Genomic DNA, 18,088 nt, shown 5'->3' on the forward strand with positions numbered 1-18,088 from the left:
GAGACGTGGAATACCTCTTGTCCATAGATCAGGGGACCACCAGCAGCAGGGCGACCCTTTACGCCGCCTCGGGTGCAGCGCTCGCGTCCGCGTCCCGGTCGCTCACCCAGCACTACCCGAATCCGGGGTGGGTGGAGCACGACCCGCAGGAGATCTGGGAAGGGCAGCTCGCCTGCATCAGCGAGGTCATCGCCAAGGCGGGTGTCGAGCCGTCCCAGGTGGCCGGCATCGGCATCACCAACCAGCGCGAGACCACGGTCATCTGGGAGCGCGCGACCGGCCGGCCGCTGCACCGCGCCATCGTCTGGCAGGACCGCCGCACCGCCGAGCTGACCGAGTCGCTAAAAGGGCAGGGGCTGGAGTCCATGGTGCGCGAGCGGACCGGGCTTTTGCTCGACCCTTACTTCTCGGCGACGAAGCTCTCCTGGCTTTTGGACCGGGTGGACGGGCTGCGGCTGCGGGCCGAGAGGGGGGAGATCTGCTTTGGCACGGTCGACAGCTGGCTCATCTTCAAGCTGAGCGTCGGCAAAAGCCACCTCACCGACATCTCCAACGCCAGCCGCACCATGCTCTTCAACATAAAAACGCTTGAGTGGGACGAAGAGCTGCTGCGGCTTTTCCGCATTCCGCGCGCGCTCCTTCCAGAGGTCCGGGGGAGCGCTGCAGGGTTCGGCCATGCATCGGCCCAGGTGGTCGGCGCCGAGATCCCCATTTCTGGGGTGGCGGGGGACCAGCAGGCGGCCCTTTTCGGACAGGGGTGCTTCGCCCCGGGCATGGCCAAGGCCACCTTCGGCACCGGAGCCTTCGTGGTCATGAACAGCGGGGTGCGCCCCGGCCTTAGCGACGGCGCACTTTGCACCATCGCCTGGCAGCTCCCCGGCGAGGCGGTGCAGTACGCGCTGGAGGGCTCCATCTTCATTGCGGGGGCTGCGGTGCAGTGGCTGCAGGAGGGGCTGGGGTTGATCGGAAGCGCCAAGGAGGTGGAGGCGCTCGCCGCGACGGTCCCAGACTCGGCCGGTGTCTATTTCGTCCCGGCGCTCTCAGGCCTGGGAACCCCCTACTGGGACCCCTACGCCAGGGGGGTGATCGCCGGGCTTACCAGGGGGAGCACCAAGGCGCACCTGGCGCGCGCCGCGCTGGAGGCGATCGCCTTCCAGACCCTCGACGCCATCCGCGCCATGGAGAAGGCGAGCGGCATCCCCCTCAAGGAGCTCCGAGTGGACGGGGGGGCGGCGGCGAACAACCTGCTGCTGCAGATCCAGGCCGACCTTTTGGGTGTCCCGGTGCTTCGCCCGCGCTGCACCGAGAGCACTTCGCTTGGGGCGGCGTTTCTGGCCGGGATCGGGGCAGGGGTGCTGGATACCTCCGCCATAGCGGCGCAGTGGGCGCTGGACCGCCGCTTCGAGCCTGAAATGGAGCGGCAGCGGCGCGAGGAGCTGCACCGGGGATGGCAGAAGTGCGTGCGGCTTTCGCTTGGGTGGGAAAAGAACTAAAGGCTCTCACCACAGAGGAGCACTGAGGAACACAGAGGAAGGACAAAAACTATGAGCATTGAACAGGGATGAAGGGGATACAGGGGATAACTGCAAGAAACAAAAATTTATTGTTCAACCGGAAGCTCTTATCTGGTCTAATCCTTTTCATCCGTTTTAAAAGCCTTTGCTGGTATGGTTTTGTTTCTCCTCTGTGACCCTCTGTGTCCTCTGTGGTGCATGATTGTGATGTTTGGAGGTTTAGGTGACTGACAGGAAAGAGCGTCTGGATAGGCTGAAGTCGGGGGAGATCTTCGATCTGCTCGTGGTGGGGGGAGGCGCCACCGGCTGTGGCATTGCGCTCGACGCCGCAAGCCGTGGTCTGAAGGTGGCGCTGGCCGAGCGGCGGGATTTCGCCGGTGGCACCAGCGGCAGGAGCACGAAGCTTCTGCACGGCGGGGTGCGCTACCTGGAGGCGGCTGTCCTGCACCGGGACAAGGTCCAGTTCAACCTGGTGCGTGACGCGCTGCACGAGCGCGGCGTGCTCCTGAAGATAGCACCCCACCTGTGCCAGCGCCTGACCCTGGTCACGCCCCTGTACCGGCTGGCGCAGGTCCCGTACATCTGGGCCGGGCTCAAGTTCTACGACCTCCTGGCCCGCCGGGCGGGGCTGGGTCACAGCCGCTACCTCTCTCCCTCGGATATGCTCCGGCGTTTCCCGCAGATAAAGAGAGAGGGGCTCAAAGGTGGGGTCCTTTACTACGACGGGCAGTTCAACGACGCCCGCATGAACCTCGCGCTGGCGCGGACCGCTCTGAGGGAGGGGGCGGCCCTCAGCAACTACCTGGAGGTGATCAGCCTGGTCAGGGAAAAGGGGAGGGTGGCCGGCGCAATCGTGCGGGACCCGCTGGGGGGGGCATCGTGGCAGATCCGCGCCCGCTGCGTGGTTAACGCCTGCGGCCCCTCCGCGGACCTCCTGCGCCGGATGGACGATCCTACGGCGGCGCCGCTTTTGCGGGTGAGCCGCGGCACACACATAGTGCTCCCGGGAAAGTTCGCTCCGGCGGATACCGGGATCATGATCCCCAAGACCGACGACGGGCGGGTGATCTTCATCCTTCCCTGGCAGGGGATGTGCCTGGTGGGTACCACTGAGGAACCGGCAACGGCCGGGGTCCCGCCGGTCGCCGAGGAAAAGGACGTGGAGTACCTTTTGCGCCACCTGCGGCGTTACTTCAACCTGAAGGTGGACGAGGGGGACATCATGGCGCGCTGGGCGGGGCTGAGGCCGCTGGTGCACGACCCGTACACCGCGGACTCGGCGGAGCTTGCCCGCGACCATGTCATAAGCTGTTCCCCAACCGGCCTCATCACCATCGTTGGTGGCAAGTGGACCACCTACCGGAAGATGGCGCTCGACACGGTTGATTACGCGGTTGCCACGCTCGGGCTCGCCGCAAACTGCGAATGCCGCACCGACCGGATCGTGCTGGAAGGGGGCGAGGGGGTTCAGGAGCAGGGGGCGACCGAGCTGGCGAGGAAGTTTCGGCTTTCCCCCGACGTAGCACTGCATCTGTACGGCTCCTACGGGGCCCTCGCGGCGGATGTGGCGCAGTTTTGCCAGGGGGAACTGGCGGACCGGCTGGTGCCGCCGCATCCCTACCTCAAGGGGGAGGTGCTTTACGCGGTGCGTTACGAGATGGCGCTCTCCCCTTTGGATTTCCTGGAGCGGCGGATTCCGCTTGCGCTTTTGGACCGCAGGGGGGCGCAGGTCGCGGCGCCGGTGGTGCTGGAAATGATGGCGCAGGAGCTGGGATGGAGCCAGGCGCGGGTGGCACACGAACGTTCGGAGCTGAACGACCTGTTGGAGCGCGGCTGATCAGGGGATTGCACCTCTGCGCGCCAGTAAAGGCGCGAGATTTATCTGCAAACAAGAGGGGGGCTCCCGGATCGGTTCCGGGGCCCCCCTTTGGCTTGCCTCATCTTTAGCCCGGCGTCAGAAATGGCACGCGGCGCAGGAGCGTCCGGTGTTGCTGACCTGGGCCCTCGCGGTTCCCGTGGTGAACATGGCGAAGCCGGCGAACCCGGTCTGGCCGAAGTTGGGCGTGGTGGGGGTGGTTCCGGTTATCCTGGTGCTTCCCGCCCCTACGTGGATCGTCTCGGTGGTGCCTGCGCCATGGCAGATCGGTATCGAGCACTCGGCGGGTCCGTAGGTCTCGACGTACTGGCCGTGGGCCGGGAGGATGGTCGGGACGGGGATCCCGGCCCTGGCGGTGAGCCTGGGCGGCAGCCAGCTTATCGGGTGGACCGAGAAGGCGTTGCCGATGTGGCAGCTGGAATCGACGGCGCCGGGCTGGTCGTCGAAGCAGGATGGACCGGAGTTCGCGACGCCGCGGTAGTCGCTGCCGTGGCAGTAGGCGGTGGCGCAGCTAGCGGTTACCTGGGTGGCCGGGCCGATCAGCGTGGTGCCGAGGGTGCCTGCCCCCAGTGTCCCTATGTCCGCCAGAGTGCGCCCCGTGACCAGCACTTTCTGCCGGATCCATTCACCGTGATGTGCGTAGTCGTGCCCATCCCACTCGAGCGGGTGCACGTCGGTTGGGCTGCCAAGATGGCAACTGGTGCAGGCGACCTTGGAGATGCCGCCGGTCAGATCCGTGCCGTGGCACGGGGTGCAGTCCTGAAGGTGCCCGAAGGCGGCTACCGCATGCCGGGCCGGAAGCCAGTCTTCGGGATGCGCGCCGAGGTCGGGGTCGTAGCTTGTGTGCGAGTTGTTATCCCCGCAACCGGCGAGCAGCAGGAGCAAAAGGCACCAAAGCATGACAGCTTGAGCTGGTCTGGTTATCGATGGCATGTCTTGCACCTCTCGTTGTTTTCTCTCCCGTGGCACTTAACGCAGGAGGCGGGATTGATCCTGCCGTCGATCCTGTGCCGGCTGAGGTAATCGCCCCGGTGAGGCAGGTTCAGCTCGGGCCTCTCCTTGTACTTGTCGTTGGGCTTGATTTCCTCCTTGTGGGCATGGCAGTCGACACAGAAGGATTCCTTGTGGCAGGTGGAGCAGGCGGCCCGCTGCTGTGCTGCGTAGAACTTATGTTTCAGGTAGAAGTCCTGTGCCTGGTGGTTCAGCGCGGTCCAGTTGTCGGTGTGGCATTCCGCGCACCGCGGGAGTCCCGTCACCTCCTCGGGATGCACCCTGGCTATGCTGTTGGTGTTGGCGCAGGCGTAAAGAAAGGACAGCATCGCTCCCATCAGAACCATCAACGATATCTTTTTCACTATTGCCCCTCCTTTCCGAAGCCAAAGGCATAACTAAGTTTCACCAAGCCGCGCAATTCGTTGTCGAAGTCGGTGCTCCGCTGGTAGTCGACATCCGCTGCGACTCTCAGGCTCCGGTTGAAGTTGTATCCGGCTGCGGCGGCCAGGGAGTAGGTATTGGTCCTCCCGGTGATGCTGCTGTCGAAATCAACGTCGAAGAAATCGAGGGTAAGGTCGGCCGGCCCGAACTTCTGCGTGGCCCAGGCCCGGTACTGGTTGTAGCGCAAGGGGCCTGTGTCGCCGTCCATGCGGTGGAAGGAGGCGCCGGCGGTCAGGGCGGTGGGCGTGGTGAAGCTGGCTGTCACTCCGTAGTAATCGGCGTTGCCGGCGATCTCGTACTCGTAGCGGTTGTACTCCAGCGCGACGTTTATGTTCTTCGTCGGCATGAAGCCGACGCTCCCCCCGACATTCCAGAGTTCCTCGTTGGGGTCGAGAATGCCGTTGGTCAGGCTGAGTGCGCTGGTCGTTACATGGTAGAAGTAATCCCGATAGCTGATGCGCTGCATGGAGGCGCTCAGCCTCAAGGCGTCCATGGGGGTCACGCTCAGGGTGTAGGCGTGCTCGGCCCAGCCGTTACTGAGCGAGTTGTAGCTGGAGCGGCCGCTTATATCCAGTTGCGGTATCGGGTGCAGCCAGACGTCCACCCCCTCCTCCTCGCGCAGACCTTCGGCGTCGCTCTCGTTTCTGAGAGCCGAGAGGCCGATCGAGTAGTACTTGGGGAGCGTGTGGGCGATCCTGCCGCCGTACATGAGTTCTCCCCCCTCGAAGTTGGGGTCGGTGGTGACGGGGGTGCCGACGAAGGTCGCCGCGGTAAAGCCGGCGGCGAGGTCCGTCCTCAGGTACAGGCCATCCAGCCTTTCGGTGGCGACACCCTCCACGATCCACTGGCGTCCGGCGTTGAACTGAAGGTTGTTCTTGTTGGCCCGGTAGCTAAGGAAGCCGTACTGGATGTCGCCATCGCTCCTTCTTTGGCTGCTTCTGTCACCAAGGTCGATGCGTCCCCAGCCGCCGAGCTGAACCGATATGGTCCCCTGGCTGCCGGTGTCGCTTGCTGAGAGGTTCAGGTATTCGTAGAGCGGGAAAAGTTGGTCATCCCGCGTGTTTTCCCTCATGCGCAGGATGGTCAGGGAATCACCGGAAATCGAGGTGGCGTTAGCCGCCGCGTGGTCGAAGACGAGCAGGGAACAGGAAAGAAGTACCGCTCCCGCAAGTTTCAAAGCACAGGGCCGGACGGCTCCCGTTATTTTGTTTTGGATTTTCAAGACATTTCCTCCTTTCTTGATTCCGTCTCTGGTTGCTGGTGGGGAAATGCAGTTGCAAATAAAACCGGGGGCAGATGGGCCCCCGGTTCTGCAGGTGTTTCAAGGAGCGGTCGGCCGGGGCACGGCAAACGTGCCCCGGCCGGTTTCGATGCCTTTTGGTTACCTCTGGTGGACCTCTACCACGTCGGCTACCCGCCCTTCGCCGTGGCAGAGCGCGCATTGCTCGGTCGCCGAGGGGAAGGTATTGCGAGGCACACCCATATCGGTGTAGGTCGGGCCGTTCAGGGCGGCGCCAAGCTGTGCGCCGTTAGCCTGCATGTGCGCCTTGGCCAGTGCGCTGTCGTGGCAACTGACGCAGGAGGCGGTGATGGGCCCAACAACCAGGTCGTCATCGTTGGGTACGGTTGTGCGGGCCGCGGTGATGTTTGCCGTGGTCGCCCCGGCTACGACGGCGGCGCTCCTGGTCACGTGGGTGGACGGCAGCACGTTGGCCGGCAGGTTCGCCTTGTAGGTCTGGCGGTTGGTGCCCGCGGGAGCGCTTAAGTGGCAGGCGTCGCAATTGGACAGAAGGTTCGGGAATGCGATCTCTGCCGCATCAATAACCGCCAGCCTGTCGCCGCGCACGTCCCGGAAGGGCGTGGTGCGTGAATCGCCCGCATGGATGCCGTGGATCATGTCCTTGAAGTTGTTAGAGGTCTCCGGGAAGAGAAGAGCGTATCCCGGGGTGGTGACACTGAAGGCCGGATCCCAGCGGAGCAGGATCTCGCGCTGCAGGTCCGTGAAGCCGGCAAGCCTTGCGTCGGTGATGATGCGGCCGCTGGTGGAGAGGTTCGGGTTGTGGCAGGTTACGCAGACCTGGGTCTGGTACACCCGCTGGCCGCCGTGGGCCTCGAAGAACTCGTGGCACCTGGCGCACTTGTCGGGGTCGACAACCGTGCGGCGCGCCGTGTCGCCGGTGACAGGGATGATGACCGCCTTGGTGTGGCGTCCGGCGATCGACGGATCAAAACCGGTCTGGGTGAAATAGCTCTGCATGGCTACGGCGCGCATCTTGGCTCCGACCGGGAAGGCGGCCGCCGATTTGATGGTCGCCATGTAGAAGCCGTTGCTGTCCGGGCCCGAAATGCTGCCGACGGCTGCGTTCGTGGTCGTGTTCAGCAGCGATGCGATGGAAATCGAGTCTGGCTGCGCTGCCGCTTTGCCAAGGTTGTTGTAGTCCGCCGGTACTGCGGCGCCGGTCTCCAACTGGGGCCTTGCATAGGCCAAAAGGAATGCGGGGCCGCCGGTGAAGCCGGCAAGCGGCGCGGTGAGGCCGGGCGCGGCTGTGGCCAGCGTGACGGGGGTACCGTTGCCGAGGATGCGGAAGACGACGGTTAAGTCGTTGGTAGTCCCGTTGACGGTCGCGCTGCTCAACTGGTACTCGAAGTTGGTCAGCCCGGCGATCGGCTGCGGGGTGAGCGGGCTCGCCAGCGCCCTCGCGTGCGACGTCTGAATACCCGTCGGGGTATGGCAGCCGGTGCAGGCGGAGTCGTTGGTCTGGACCAGGTTGCCGTCGTGGTTCAGGCCGGTCGAGAAATGGACGTTGTCGTGGCAGGAACCGCAGGCCTTGCGGCTGGGCATGGTGTTCCAGTTGTTCCCCTGCGGCGTCACCGCCAGTTGCTGAGCCGTATCACCCCTGTGGCACTTGCGGCAAAGAGCCGGATCCTGAGGGTAGACTATTTCGTTGAACGATAGCCCAGCATAGTTCGAGCCGGTCTGGGTCAGGTTGCTCCCCATGTGGATCTTGTGCACCATGGTTACGAACTCACCCATGACCTGGACGTCGCCGGTGTTCACGTCGGCGGTTGCGCTGTCAGCAGTCACATAGACGTTGCCGGTGAAGCCACCGTTGACGGGAACCGAGATGGCGCGGCCGTAGGCACGCTGGCTGGTATGGCAGATCGTGCAGAAGCGGGTGTCGACGCGGTCGGAATGTGGCGTGGTGATCCCGAGCCCGTATCCCCTGTCGTTGAGGTTGTTGGGATCGCCCGGGTTTCCGTGACACTCGTTGCAGTACTTAGTGAGCACGATGTTGCGTTCCTGTGCGCCCGAGGTCGAGGAGGTGACCACTTGGCCGGTTGCAGGAACGAAGTCGTAGACGATGTTGATCGCATTTTTGAACCTTATCGCCGGGGAGGTGTTGAGGACGGTCCCGCCATACTGGATTACCAGGCGGTGAGTAAGGTTCGGCTGGTAGGTGAGGTCTCCCAGGTCGCTTCTGCGGTTGTTGCCGCTGAAGGTCATGGCGTTCACCTGGCTCTGGATTTGGGTGATGTCGCGGGCGAAGGTGTACTGGTAGGTGCCGTCGCCGTTGTCGATAAGGGTCCCTTCACGATCGCTGGTAGGGCGCGAGGCTGCCGCCGGTGTGGTCGAGCCTGCGGCCGGAACGGTGGTGACGATGTAGTTCACCCAGTGAGACGGACTGCCGTTGGCGCCGGGTACCAGTTTAGCCAGGTTGAAGCCGAGGTTTTGCAGTTGGCCTGTCGAGTTCTTGGTGCCAATGCCGACCACGGGGTTGCCGTTGCTGTCGACGATCTTGAACTTGACCACCGGTGGGCTGCTGATGGAGACGCTGGTTACCGTGCTGTTGGTCTGATCGAAGCTGAGATCCGCCTGCTGCTGGGGGGTAAGGGACGTTATGTTGGTGAATGAGGTGGCATTCTGGCCGGGTTCACCTCGCTCACCCTTGTCCCCTTCACAGCCACCGAGAAACAGTGCGGCTGCCGCGGTTGAGGCAATTAAAAAGGTCGAAAACTTCTTCCAAAGCGTGCGTTGCATAATTCCTCCTTGTCTCTGGTCAGATGCCTATGTTGCCATGAAGGCTGCTGCTGAACCGGGAAGAGAGAGCCGTAGCGAGCGCATCGTGCTGTTTCAGGGGAGAGACTTTCGGGGAGGGGATGCTTTATGAGCTATCGCACTTCACGTCAATCATGTGACCACCTCCTGATTTTTATTAGACATTTCAAACACAGTACAGTAACTTAACAGTTGTTCATGAAATGGCAAGGGCGTAGGGCGAGTTTTTTTAGCTGGTCTTAATGTGTAAGAGGGGCCGGGCGGCGCGGCTGCAGACAGGGGGGGGCGGGCGGTCACTGGAAGCTGAATCGTTGTGGCCGATGGCTGCTATAGTATTGGCCAATATTGTCTTGAGCTAAGGGGGGAGCTGGGCTAGAATCGGCTTGATGGGGTGGCAATGAAATGCGAAACGGAGGTGGCCGACACTATAAAAGCAGTTAAAAGGGGTGGTTTTAGATGGGAATACTGGTGATTTTCAACAACGGAGAAGAAAGGAACGTGCCGTCATATATGCTCGACTACCTGATCCGGGAGAAGAAGATAGTGGCATTTCTAAGGTCTTCGGGATGGGTCCAGATCGGGCGCGATCCCATACGCAAGGCGCAGCAACCGCTGACCAGGTCCGGCGAGAGATGGAGCGATTTCCTCTTCAAGAGGAACCAGGCCTGATGCCGCAACGCTGACTCCCTACCAGTTTTAAAATCCATGAGCATAGGCTCCTCGCGGGGGGCAGCCATTATCAGGGGCAGCATGGAGAACTTCCGGGGGGAGTTTGACTTTCATAGGATGCTGCATAGAATCGTAATGGGTTTTTTTCGAATGAACTTTTCAGTCACATGGTGGGTTGGTGCGGCAGGAGGATGTCATGGCGACGAATATAGAGCATGACGAAAGCGGTTTCACCTGTGAATGTGGCATGCGTAACGATTACCCAAGCTATGTGCAGGCGCACTGGAGTGTACGACTGGCATATACCTGCGCGTGCCAGAGACAGTATGTTCTTTACAAGGGGACCGTGGTGAAGACATCGCGGGAACTCCCGGAGGTATATGACAGCGAGGCCTTCGGCGACTGAACTTCCGCTGCAGATGCCTTGCCCGCCGACTCACCCCTGTGACTTCAGGGGATTCGCGCAAACCCTGTATCGCTAAAAGGGCCGGTGCCATGGTCATAACCCGCTACGGCACCGGCTCTTCCTGCCTGTTGTCCCTCCCGTTCTACTCTCCAGCCTAAGACCACAGTTGTTTGGCTGCTATTTTGCATTCTCTGCACGGGAAAGGGTCGCCCAAGGGTGCTACCCTAGTGGATGCCCTGAGTTTTTAGCCGGTTACAAAGTTCCACGGTGACGGCCCGTTGACTTGCTGTCAAAAACACCACTGCGAGAACTGGCAGTGAGGCAGGTAGCGCTACACCTTTCATGGGGAAGATATGAGCATTGATCCTTTACAGGGGGCGATGACGCCCGCTACAGCTTCAGGAATACCCAGCAGCAAACATCGGGGCCACGACAGATCCTCTTTCGGCGCACTCCTTGATGCGATAGACGGCCCTTTGGAGGGCAAGACGGTAGCGGCGTCGCAGGCCGCGGCCGAACTGCTCCGCATGGAGATGATGCAAAGCTCGCTCTCCATATCTGGCGATGCCGCCGCACCCGCCGGGGACTCAACTCGTGCCGTGCGGAATTTCCTGGCGCATCTCGGTGCCGCGAAGGATTCCTCCTTGAAGCAGGCATGTGCCGTTCCGGCGCCCTTCGCCGCACCCGTGGAGCCACCGCAGGCTTCCATGTCGGTTGACCCGGGCGAACTCGACTCCATCGGCGCGACCGCGGCGCAGTACCTTGGTACGCCCTACCGTTTCGGCGGGGAAGGGGCTGCCGGTATCGATTGCTCCAGCTTCGTCCAGCAGGTCTACCGCGAACATCAGGTCGATCTCCCCCGGACTGCCCGGGAGCAGATCCAGGTCGGCACTGATGTCCCCGAGGGCGACCTGCGCAAGGGCGACCTGGTCTTTTTCCAGACCTACGCTTCCTATCCTTCACACGTCGGGATTTATCTTGGGGACGGCAAGATGATCCATGCCTCCTCGGGAAAGGGAGAAGTGACCATCTCGGACCTGAACAGCGACTATTACCGACACCGGTATCTCGGCGCCAGACGCGTAGTCTGATGCCATCTCTGAGGTATGCCTTGCACGCAAAAGGGGCGGACACCAAAAAGGTGCCGCCCCTTTTTTGCCCTTCTGGTCGCGGCCTATTGGGCTTGGCGCTTCACCCAAAGCACGTATCGATCCATCCATCCCTGCAGGAAGCGCACGGTGTCAGCGCTGGTGATGTTGCCTGCCTCGTCGAAGAAGCCTTCCTTCACCTGGATGAACACCTCCGGTTGCCCCATCGTCGGGGCGTCGAGGTAAGCCAGACAGTTGCGCAGGTGCTGTTGCGCCAAAGCCGAACCGATCGCTCCGATGGACGCCCCCAGAATGCCCACGGGTTTGCCGGTCCAGGCGCTGTCTCCGTAAGGGCGAGAAGCGTTGTCTAGGGCGTTTTTAAGAACCCCTGGAATCGAGCGGTTGTATTCAGGGGTGACGAAGATGACGGCCGAGGCGGATTTTATCTCGTTCTTGAACCGTATCACCGATGCGGCCTGATTTGCATCGTCGTCCTGATTGTAAAGCGGGAGGTCACCTATCTGAAGTTGCTTGAAAGAGAACTCAGCAGGCCCCAACTTTATCAGCGCTTGGGCAAGCTTTCTATTGATCGAGTCCTTGCGAAGGCTCCCAACGATAACCGCTACCTGGTACTGGCTCATGTCGATCTCCTCGTATCGCTATAGTTGATAACTTCCGTACTTTGGTTACAACTATACCAGTTACCTGCCGCAGCGCGACCTTCAGTGTGAAACCTATGTGTCTGGTGGGGCATCGGCGAGAACTGGCAGTGTGATTTGTTTGTAAGACAAAACCTGAAGGAGGAAAGTCAGTATGAAGATCGAGGCGAAAAACTTCACCGCGATGGATCTGGGTCCTTTCGAAAGCCTGTTGCAGCGCGACTTCATGGGGTTTGCCGGCAAATTCTTCATCGGCGGGGAACTGGGCCTGACCGGCTGTGAAGTCTCGCTGAACCGCCTGCCGGCAGGCAAGGGAATGCCTTTCGTGCACAGTCACAAGAAAAACGAGGAACTCTATATTATCCTGCGCGGCAGCGGCACCTTTTACGCAGACGGAGAAGAGTTCCCGGTGACCGAAGGAAGCCTGATCCGTGTGGCTCCGGCAGGTGAGCGCGCCTGGAAGGCCGGCGAAGAAGACCTTTACTTCATCTGCATCCAGGCCGAAGCCGGAAGCCTCAGCCAGGCGACACTGGAGGACGGCAACCGTCTTGCCACCAAAGCGTCCTGGATGAAATAAAGATCCGGGACCTTTGGCGCCGAGTCATCATTTTTGCAGATCGAGTTTGTCGTCGTCTTTCAGCGCGACGATCCGGTCGCCGACGGAGAACCTGCGCTCCTCTTTCCGGAACTGTTGAGGGACTGGGGAACCGTAGTTCACGCGAAAGAGTAGTCTATTGGCCAGCTAATTTTTTATTCGGCGTTATGGCTTCACGCTCATTTGAGGGTTTAACATACTGTCGCGCTCTTAGAAGGGAAAAATGAGGGGGCTGACGCACATTCCGCAATCCAGTCTAAAGCCAGCTGTAAAAGCGATCGCTGATAGAAGAGGGGGCGGCGCCTATCCGGCCCCGCCCCCTCTATCGCCTCTCTAAAGTTTGTCGACAAGAGTATCACCAATAGCCCGTCAGTCAGTGGCTAGGCGTCGATCTCCTTTCACTGCCACGATATTCGCGATTCGGTGTGGCGGCCCGCACCGGGTCCACCCCTACCGTTACCCATCCCGAACTGCGCAGAAATCTGGCGACAACCCCTGCTTCTATCAAACTGTGGAGCATAAAATCATTCACATAATCATACCTATTGTTTGTCCACTTGACCTGAACTAGCATAGCGCTTCCTAGGTTTTATGAAAATAGGGCTTATGCGGTTTTGCGCAGTTTGCCATAGGCGGCGAGCCCGAGGAAGCCGGCGCCAAGGAGCATTATGGTGCCCGGTTCAGGGACAGGGGCGCTGCCGCTATCGCCGTAGGCAGTTAGTTCGGATGACGCAAGGTAGAAGTCGCCAAAGCTAAAAGGCGCTTGGGAAACATTTACACATAGACTACCATCAGCCCATAGATCAACGTTCCCCACTAAATTGCCCGTATAAGTATTGGATGTGAGGGCGAAATTATAGGAGTAAATACCGCCGGTGCTCCAGATTGTAGCAGCTTCGCTACCGTCCGGAATAGGTATAAAACCCAAAAAATAAGTGGGTTTATTGTCATCGTAGAGCGAAATTTTTAGGTCGTAGGACGAGATAGTGTCGTTGCCGCCCATGAAAAAACTCTTGAAGCCGTCGTCAGCGATGCTATGTGTGTAGGAGTAGGCAGGAGGAATCAAGATGTCAGGGTTGAAGTCTATCTTGTCGGACCACGTTGTTGGAATCGCCCATGCACTCACTGCTGACATCATCGCAAGTCCCACCAGTAACGCAGCAATTCTTTTCATGCTATGCCTCCTGTGTTTTTGATAGACAACCAGCAACTTTCAGCAAATATTTTGCCAAACCTGTATCTATGTGATTTTAAAGATAATCTTATGCAGAAGCAAAAATATAAGAAGAGGGGTTGCAAAGTATTTCGACACCTGATCGTGGGGGCTGTGGCAGGGTAACCTATCAGTAATATAGCTCTTTCATGTTACGCCAGGGTGTTTTGTGTCGTTCCCTGCTGTGTCGAGAACCTTTACGCCCCCCTGCAGGTATCGACTGCTGATCCGTCGAGGCATGCCCCAGGATTTTTTGAAACTGAATCCGATCATGCGCCATGTCAGACTCCCTTCTGGTCCTACCTAGACTTCCAGAACCCGATTTAGGTAGGACCAGGAATAAAAAGCCCGCTAAATCTGTCTCAGATCATAGCGGGCTCTTTGCGGGGCGCCACGTGTAAATGCTTGTATTTATGTATCTTTCAGTCGGCGTGAAACGTCCTGAAACGTGGTGAAAAGGTCTAGGTCAAGTTCCAGCAGAACATTTCCCACATATCTTTCCAGCTCTTGCCGATTTCGCCTACGACGGTCGGCTCGAAGCCGCAGTGCATCATGCACTGGGCGCAGCGCTGATCTTTCCCTACTCCGTATTTCTCCCACTGCGTCTTTTCCATCATCTCGGCGAAACTCCCGTAATGCTCGTCGGTGATCAGGTAGCAAGGCGCCTTCCAGCCGCGCGGGTTCCTGGTCGGGTTCCCCCACGGGGTGCAGTCGAGCTCCTTCGCCCCTTTGAGGAAACGCAAATACATGGGCGTGGAGAAAAACCGGAAACGCTTGCTCATCTCGAAGACTTCTTCGAACTTCTTCTGGATTTCCCGCCGCTCCAAAAAGAGCTTCTCGCCTACTGCCTCGTAGCCGAATCCCGGCGCTACCAGGAAGCCGTCCACCCCGATGTCTTTCAGGTGCGAGAAGAGCATCTCTATCTCGATCAGGTCGGTCTCTTTGAAGATGGTGGTGTTGGTGCAGAGCCTGAAGCCCAGCTGCTTCGCTTTCCGGATGGCTGACATCGCGATCTTGAAGGTGCCGGCGCGCTCAAGGATCCGGTCGTGGGTCTCTTCCATGCCGTCCATGTGCACGTTGATGACCAGGTTCGGGTGCGGCTTCATGCTGTCCAGCGCCTTTTCGAGCAGCAGCGCGTTGGTGCAGAGGTAGATGTGCTTGCCGCACGCCAGTACTTCGTCGATGAGCTGGAAGATGTGCGGATAGAGAAAGGGCTCTCCGCCGGTTATGGTGACTACCGGTGCCGGGCATTCATCAACCGAGTCCAGGCACTGCTTCAGCGTCATCATGTCCTGGATAGTGTCGGCGTACTCCCTGATCCTGCCGCAGCCGGAGCAGGCGAGGTTGCATAGATGCGTCGGCTCAAGCATCAGGACCAGCGGGTACTTCTCGATCTTGTTCAGCTTGTTGGAAACGATGTACCTGGTCAGATCATAGTTCAATCGCATTGGAAAACGCATGATAGGTAGGCTTCCTTTATGGCTGTGGATTTGCGGACGATGACAAGGCTGCGGGACAGGCCTGTGAAAATGATCCTCTAAGCCTGTCCCGCGTCAGGTGAATCCAGGGGTACTTGCAGCTATTTGACCACGGCGAGCTGCGGAGAAGTCCCGCTCTCCCCTTTGAGGAACGTCTCGCAGGTGGCGGCTATGCCGGCGGCGTCAAGACCAAGGTCCGCTCTCAATTGGGCCTGGGTCCCCTGCTCGATGAAGCGGTCGGGGATGCCGATCCTCTTTATCCGGACCGCGTTCAGCACCGCGTCGGAAAGCACTTCCAGGACGGCGCTGCCGAAGCCACCCAAGAGGGCGTTCTCTTCTACGGTGACGATGCAGCCGGTCTTCTTGGCCTGGGCCAGGATCAGTTCCGAATCGATCGGTTTTATGAACCGGGCGTTGACCACGGAGGCAAAGATCCCTTTCTGCCTGAGCTGGGCCGCGGCCTCAAGCGCCGGATGGACCGTGGAGCCTATGGCGACTATGGTCAGGTCGCCGCCGTCGACCAGGATCTCGCCTTTGCCGATGGGGAGCTCCTGCAGCTCCTGGTCCAGGGGGACACCGAAGCCGGCGCCGCGCGGATAGCGCAGAGACATCGGCCGCCCGGAGTAGAGGGCGGTCTTCAGCATGTGCTGCAGCTCGTTCTCGTCTTTGGGTGCCATTACGGTCAGTTCCGGGAGGTGGCGCAGGTACGAGATGTCGAAGCTGCCGTGGTGCGTCGGGCCGTCGTCGCCGACGAGCCCTGCGCGGTCGAGGGCGAGGGTGACCGGGAGCTTCTGCAGGCAGATGTCGTGGAAGACCTGGTCGTAGGCGCGCTGGGTGAAGGTCGAGTAGATGGCGGCGACCGGGCGGAACCCTTCCACCGCGAGCCCCGCCGCGAAGGTGAGCGCGTGCTGCTCGGCTATCCCAACATCGAAGAAACGGTCCGGGAAGCGCTCGGCGAACGGGGTGAGGCCGGTGCCGTCCGGCATGGCGGCAGTGATGGCCAGGACCTTCGGGTCCAGCTCGCCCAGCTTCACCATGGTGTCGCCGAAGACGCTGGTGTAGGAGGGAGGAGGGAGCTTGGCCGGGGAGGCGCTCGCCGGCCTGGTGGGCGCCACACCGTGGAACTTGTCCGGCATGGTCTCGGCAGGAGGGTACCCCTTTCCCTTCTTGGTCATCACGTGCAAAAGGATCGGCCCTTCGAGCCGTTTCACGTTTTCCAGCACCCCAAGGAGGGTGGGGAGGTCGTGCCCGGCGATGGGCCCCACGTACTCGAAGCCAAGCCCCTCGAATAGGGTGCCGGGGGTGAGGAAGCCCTTGAGCGAATTCTCCGCCTTCTTCGCGAAGTGCAGGATGTTGCCGCCGATGGCCGGGATGTTGGCCATGACCGCCTCCATCTCCTTCTTCAGGCTTCTGTAGTAGCCGCCGGTCATCTTGCGCGAGATGAAGGAGGAGAGGGCGCCGACGTTCTTGGAGATGGACATCTCGTTGTCGTTCAAAACCACGATCAGGTTTTTCTTTAGATGCCCCGCCTGGTTCAACGCCTCGAAGGCCATGCCGCCGGTAAGAGAGCCGTCCCCTATCACGGAGATGATGCGGGCGTCATCCTCTTTGAGCCCATGGGCTACCGCCATGCCTAGCCCGGCGGAGATGGAGGTAGAGGAGTGTCCCACGCCGAAGGCGTCGTGGGGGGATTCGCTGCGCTTGGGAAAGCCGCTGATCCCCTTGTAGCAGCGCTGGGTGTGGAAGCTGTCACGGCGGCCGGTCAGGATCTTGTGGGTGTAGGCCTGGTGCCCGACGTCCCAGATGATCTTGTCCTTCGGGGAGTCAAAGCAGTAGTGCAAAGCGATGGTCAGCTCCACCGCCCCCAGGTTGGAGGCCAGGTGCCCGCCGGTCCTGGTCACCGTCTCCAGGAGAAAAGCGCGCACCTCTTCGGCAAGGGGAGTCAGCTCCTCGGCATCGAGCTTCTTCAGGTCGTCGGGACCGTTGATCTTGCTTAGCAGTCTGTACATGGATCTCCTTGAGAACCCGTAGCGATATCAATGCAAAAAAGAGAAAACCTTGAACCCAAAACCAAGAGCCAAACCGAATGGTTCCGTATTGTGGCTAACGGTTCTGGTTGACGTAGCCGTTGTCGCGGAACCACTCTACGGCGCGCTCCAGCGCTCCTTCAACCGGCGGCAGCGGCAAGCCCAACTCGTTCACTGCCTTGCCCGGATCGAAAAACATGAACTTCGCGGCCATCTGCACTCCCGCAAGCGGAATCAGCGGCTCTTTGCCGGTGACGGCTGAGAGCGCATGGTTGGCGTAGGCTGCCATCAGTATCGGGTAGTAGGGGAGCTTCACCCGCGGCGCCTTCAACCCGGTGATGCCTGACAGGATCTCGAAGATCTCCGCCAGGGTCAGGTTCCGGTTCCCCAGGATGTACTTTTCCCCGACCCGCCCTTTCTGCGCCGCCAGGAGGTGTCCCCTGGCGCACGCCTCCACGTCTATCAGGTTCAGCCCTGTATCGAGATAGGCGGGCATCCGGCCGTTCAAAAAGTCGACGATGATCTTGCCGGTCGGCGTCGGCTTCACATCCATCGGCCCAACCGGAGTGGAGGGGTTCACGATCACCAGCGGCAGCCCCTTCGCCAGGAAGGACTCTGCCGCCCGCTCTGCCAGGAACTTGCTCTTCTTGTAGTCCCCCACCATATGGCAGAAGTCTACGGGTGTGCTCTCGGTGCCGGGGGTGCCGTCGCCGGGGTTGCCCAGGGTCCCGACGCTGCTGGTGTAGACCACCTTCTCGACTCCGACGGCGAGCGCCGCCGACATTATCGCCCGGGTCCCTTTGACGTTGACATCGTACATGGCCTGCGGGGTACGTGTCCAGAGCCTGTAGTCGGCGGCTGCGTGGAAAAGCGCCTGGCAGCCGCCGAGCGCCTTCACCAGAGCCTCGCGGTCGCTCAGGTCCCCTTCCCGGATTTCTATGTCGAGCCCGGAGAGGTTCCGGCGGTCCGAGCCCGGCCGCGCCAGCACCCGCACCTCCCAGCCGTCCTTCAGGAGTTCGCGCACGATGCTCGCGCCGATGAACCCGGTGGCTCCGGTGACGAACGCTTTCAC

At 60.6% G+C, this 18,088-nt stretch carries 16 protein-coding genes; 6 read left to right on the forward strand and 10 right to left on the reverse strand.

Annotation, left to right across the window (positions count from 1 at the left end; genetic code table 11):
• Window positions 1-5 precede the first annotated feature (5 nt).
• Both glpK and GEOBRER4_RS04265 read left to right on the forward strand, forming a co-directional pair.
• Entirely contained in the window at window positions 6-1,493 is a 1,488-nt protein-coding gene (gene glpK, locus GEOBRER4_RS04260; protein WP_185244362.1) for a glycerol kinase GlpK, read from the forward strand.
• Window positions 1,494-1,737: 244 nt separating this feature from the next.
• Window positions 1,738-3,351 carry a glycerol-3-phosphate dehydrogenase/oxidase gene (locus GEOBRER4_RS04265; protein ID WP_185244363.1) on the forward strand — a complete coding sequence of 538 codons (1,614 nt, stop codon included), beginning with the start codon at window positions 1,738-1,740 and terminating at the stop codon, window positions 3,349-3,351.
• Window positions 3,352-3,468: 117 nt separating this feature from the next.
• Here GEOBRER4_RS04265 and GEOBRER4_RS04270 read toward each other — a convergent pair whose 3' ends face one another.
• From GEOBRER4_RS04270 to GEOBRER4_RS04285, 4 genes are all read right to left on the reverse strand, one after another.
• Window positions 3,469-4,323, reverse strand: coding sequence for a cytochrome C (locus tag GEOBRER4_RS04270; protein ID WP_185244364.1), 855 nt, complete (start codon window positions 4,321-4,323; stop codon window positions 3,469-3,471).
• Window positions 4,311-4,745, reverse strand: coding sequence for a cytochrome C (locus GEOBRER4_RS04275; RefSeq protein WP_185244365.1), 435 nt, complete (start codon window positions 4,743-4,745; stop codon window positions 4,311-4,313). The genes GEOBRER4_RS04270 and GEOBRER4_RS04275 overlap by 13 nt, the downstream gene beginning before the upstream one ends.
• Complete coding sequence (locus GEOBRER4_RS04280; protein ID WP_185244366.1) at window positions 4,745-6,046, reverse strand: porin; 1,302 nt, start codon at window positions 6,044-6,046, stop codon at window positions 4,745-4,747. Before GEOBRER4_RS04280 ends, GEOBRER4_RS04275 begins: the two co-directional genes overlap by 1 nt.
• A gap of 159 nt (window positions 6,047-6,205) precedes the next feature.
• Window positions 6,206-8,863, reverse strand: coding sequence for an OmcA/MtrC family decaheme c-type cytochrome (locus GEOBRER4_RS04285; RefSeq protein WP_185244367.1), 2,658 nt, complete (start codon window positions 8,861-8,863; stop codon window positions 6,206-6,208).
• Window positions 8,864-9,337: 474 nt separating this feature from the next.
• Here GEOBRER4_RS04285 and GEOBRER4_RS04290 point away from each other — a divergent pair, with 474 nt between their 5' ends.
• The 3 genes from GEOBRER4_RS04290 to GEOBRER4_RS04300 all read left to right on the forward strand — a co-directional run bounded on the left by GEOBRER4_RS04290 (window position 9,338) and on the right by GEOBRER4_RS04300 (window position 11,047).
• On the forward strand, window positions 9,338-9,550 hold the full coding sequence (locus GEOBRER4_RS04290; protein ID WP_185244368.1) for a GSU3473 family protein: 213 nt from the start codon (window positions 9,338-9,340) through the stop codon (window positions 9,548-9,550).
• Window positions 9,551-9,746: 196 nt separating this feature from the next.
• Entirely contained in the window at window positions 9,747-9,956 is a 210-nt protein-coding gene (locus GEOBRER4_RS04295) for a hypothetical protein (RefSeq protein ID WP_085813680.1), read from the forward strand.
• Between the two features lie 476 nt (window positions 9,957-10,432).
• The gene (locus GEOBRER4_RS04300; protein WP_226377885.1) at window positions 10,433-11,047 is read left to right on the forward strand and encodes a C40 family peptidase; all 615 of its coding nucleotides are present in this window, start codon (window positions 10,433-10,435) and stop codon (window positions 11,045-11,047) included.
• An 83-nt stretch (window positions 11,048-11,130) separates the two neighbouring features.
• On the opposite strand, the gene GEOBRER4_RS04305 is transcribed toward GEOBRER4_RS04300, so the two are convergent.
• On the reverse strand, window positions 11,131-11,685 hold the full coding sequence (locus GEOBRER4_RS04305; RefSeq protein ID WP_185244370.1) for an NADPH-dependent FMN reductase: 555 nt from the start codon (window positions 11,683-11,685) through the stop codon (window positions 11,131-11,133).
• Window positions 11,686-11,857: 172 nt separating this feature from the next.
• On the opposite strand from GEOBRER4_RS04305, the gene GEOBRER4_RS04310 reads away from it, so the two are divergent.
• The gene (locus tag GEOBRER4_RS04310; RefSeq protein ID WP_085813677.1) at window positions 11,858-12,280 is read left to right on the forward strand and encodes a cupin domain-containing protein; all 423 of its coding nucleotides are present in this window, start codon (window positions 11,858-11,860) and stop codon (window positions 12,278-12,280) included.
• A 391-nt stretch (window positions 12,281-12,671) separates the two neighbouring features.
• Here the strand turns inward: GEOBRER4_RS04310 and GEOBRER4_RS20325 are convergent, their stop codons facing one another.
• The 5 genes from GEOBRER4_RS20325 to hpnA all read right to left on the reverse strand — a co-directional run bounded on the left by GEOBRER4_RS20325 (window position 12,672) and on the right by hpnA (window position 18,088).
• A complete protein-coding gene (locus tag GEOBRER4_RS20325) occupies window positions 12,672-12,872 on the reverse strand; it encodes a GSU3473 family protein (RefSeq protein WP_404813875.1) in 201 nt (66 codons plus the stop codon).
• A gap of 30 nt (window positions 12,873-12,902) precedes the next feature.
• Window positions 12,903-13,472, reverse strand: a complete 570-nt coding sequence (locus tag GEOBRER4_RS04315) for a PEP-CTERM sorting domain-containing protein (protein ID WP_226377886.1) — start codon at window positions 13,470-13,472, stop codon at window positions 12,903-12,905.
• Window positions 13,473-13,972: 500 nt separating this feature from the next.
• On the reverse strand, window positions 13,973-14,971 hold the full coding sequence (gene hpnH / locus GEOBRER4_RS04320) for an adenosyl-hopene transferase HpnH (protein WP_185244371.1): 999 nt from the start codon (window positions 14,969-14,971) through the stop codon (window positions 13,973-13,975).
• A 119-nt stretch (window positions 14,972-15,090) separates the two neighbouring features.
• Window positions 15,091-16,998 (reverse strand): 1-deoxy-D-xylulose-5-phosphate synthase, encoded by a 1,908-nt coding sequence (gene dxs / locus GEOBRER4_RS04325; protein ID WP_185244372.1) that lies wholly within the window; start codon window positions 16,996-16,998, stop codon window positions 15,091-15,093.
• A gap of 94 nt (window positions 16,999-17,092) precedes the next feature.
• Entirely contained in the window at window positions 17,093-18,088 is a 996-nt protein-coding gene (hpnA, locus tag GEOBRER4_RS04330; protein WP_185244373.1) for a hopanoid-associated sugar epimerase, read from the reverse strand.

Source organism: Citrifermentans bremense (genome assembly GCF_014218275.1).
In the GTDB taxonomy this organism is placed as follows: Bacteria; Desulfobacterota; Desulfuromonadia; order Geobacterales; family Geobacteraceae; genus Geomonas; species Geomonas pelophila.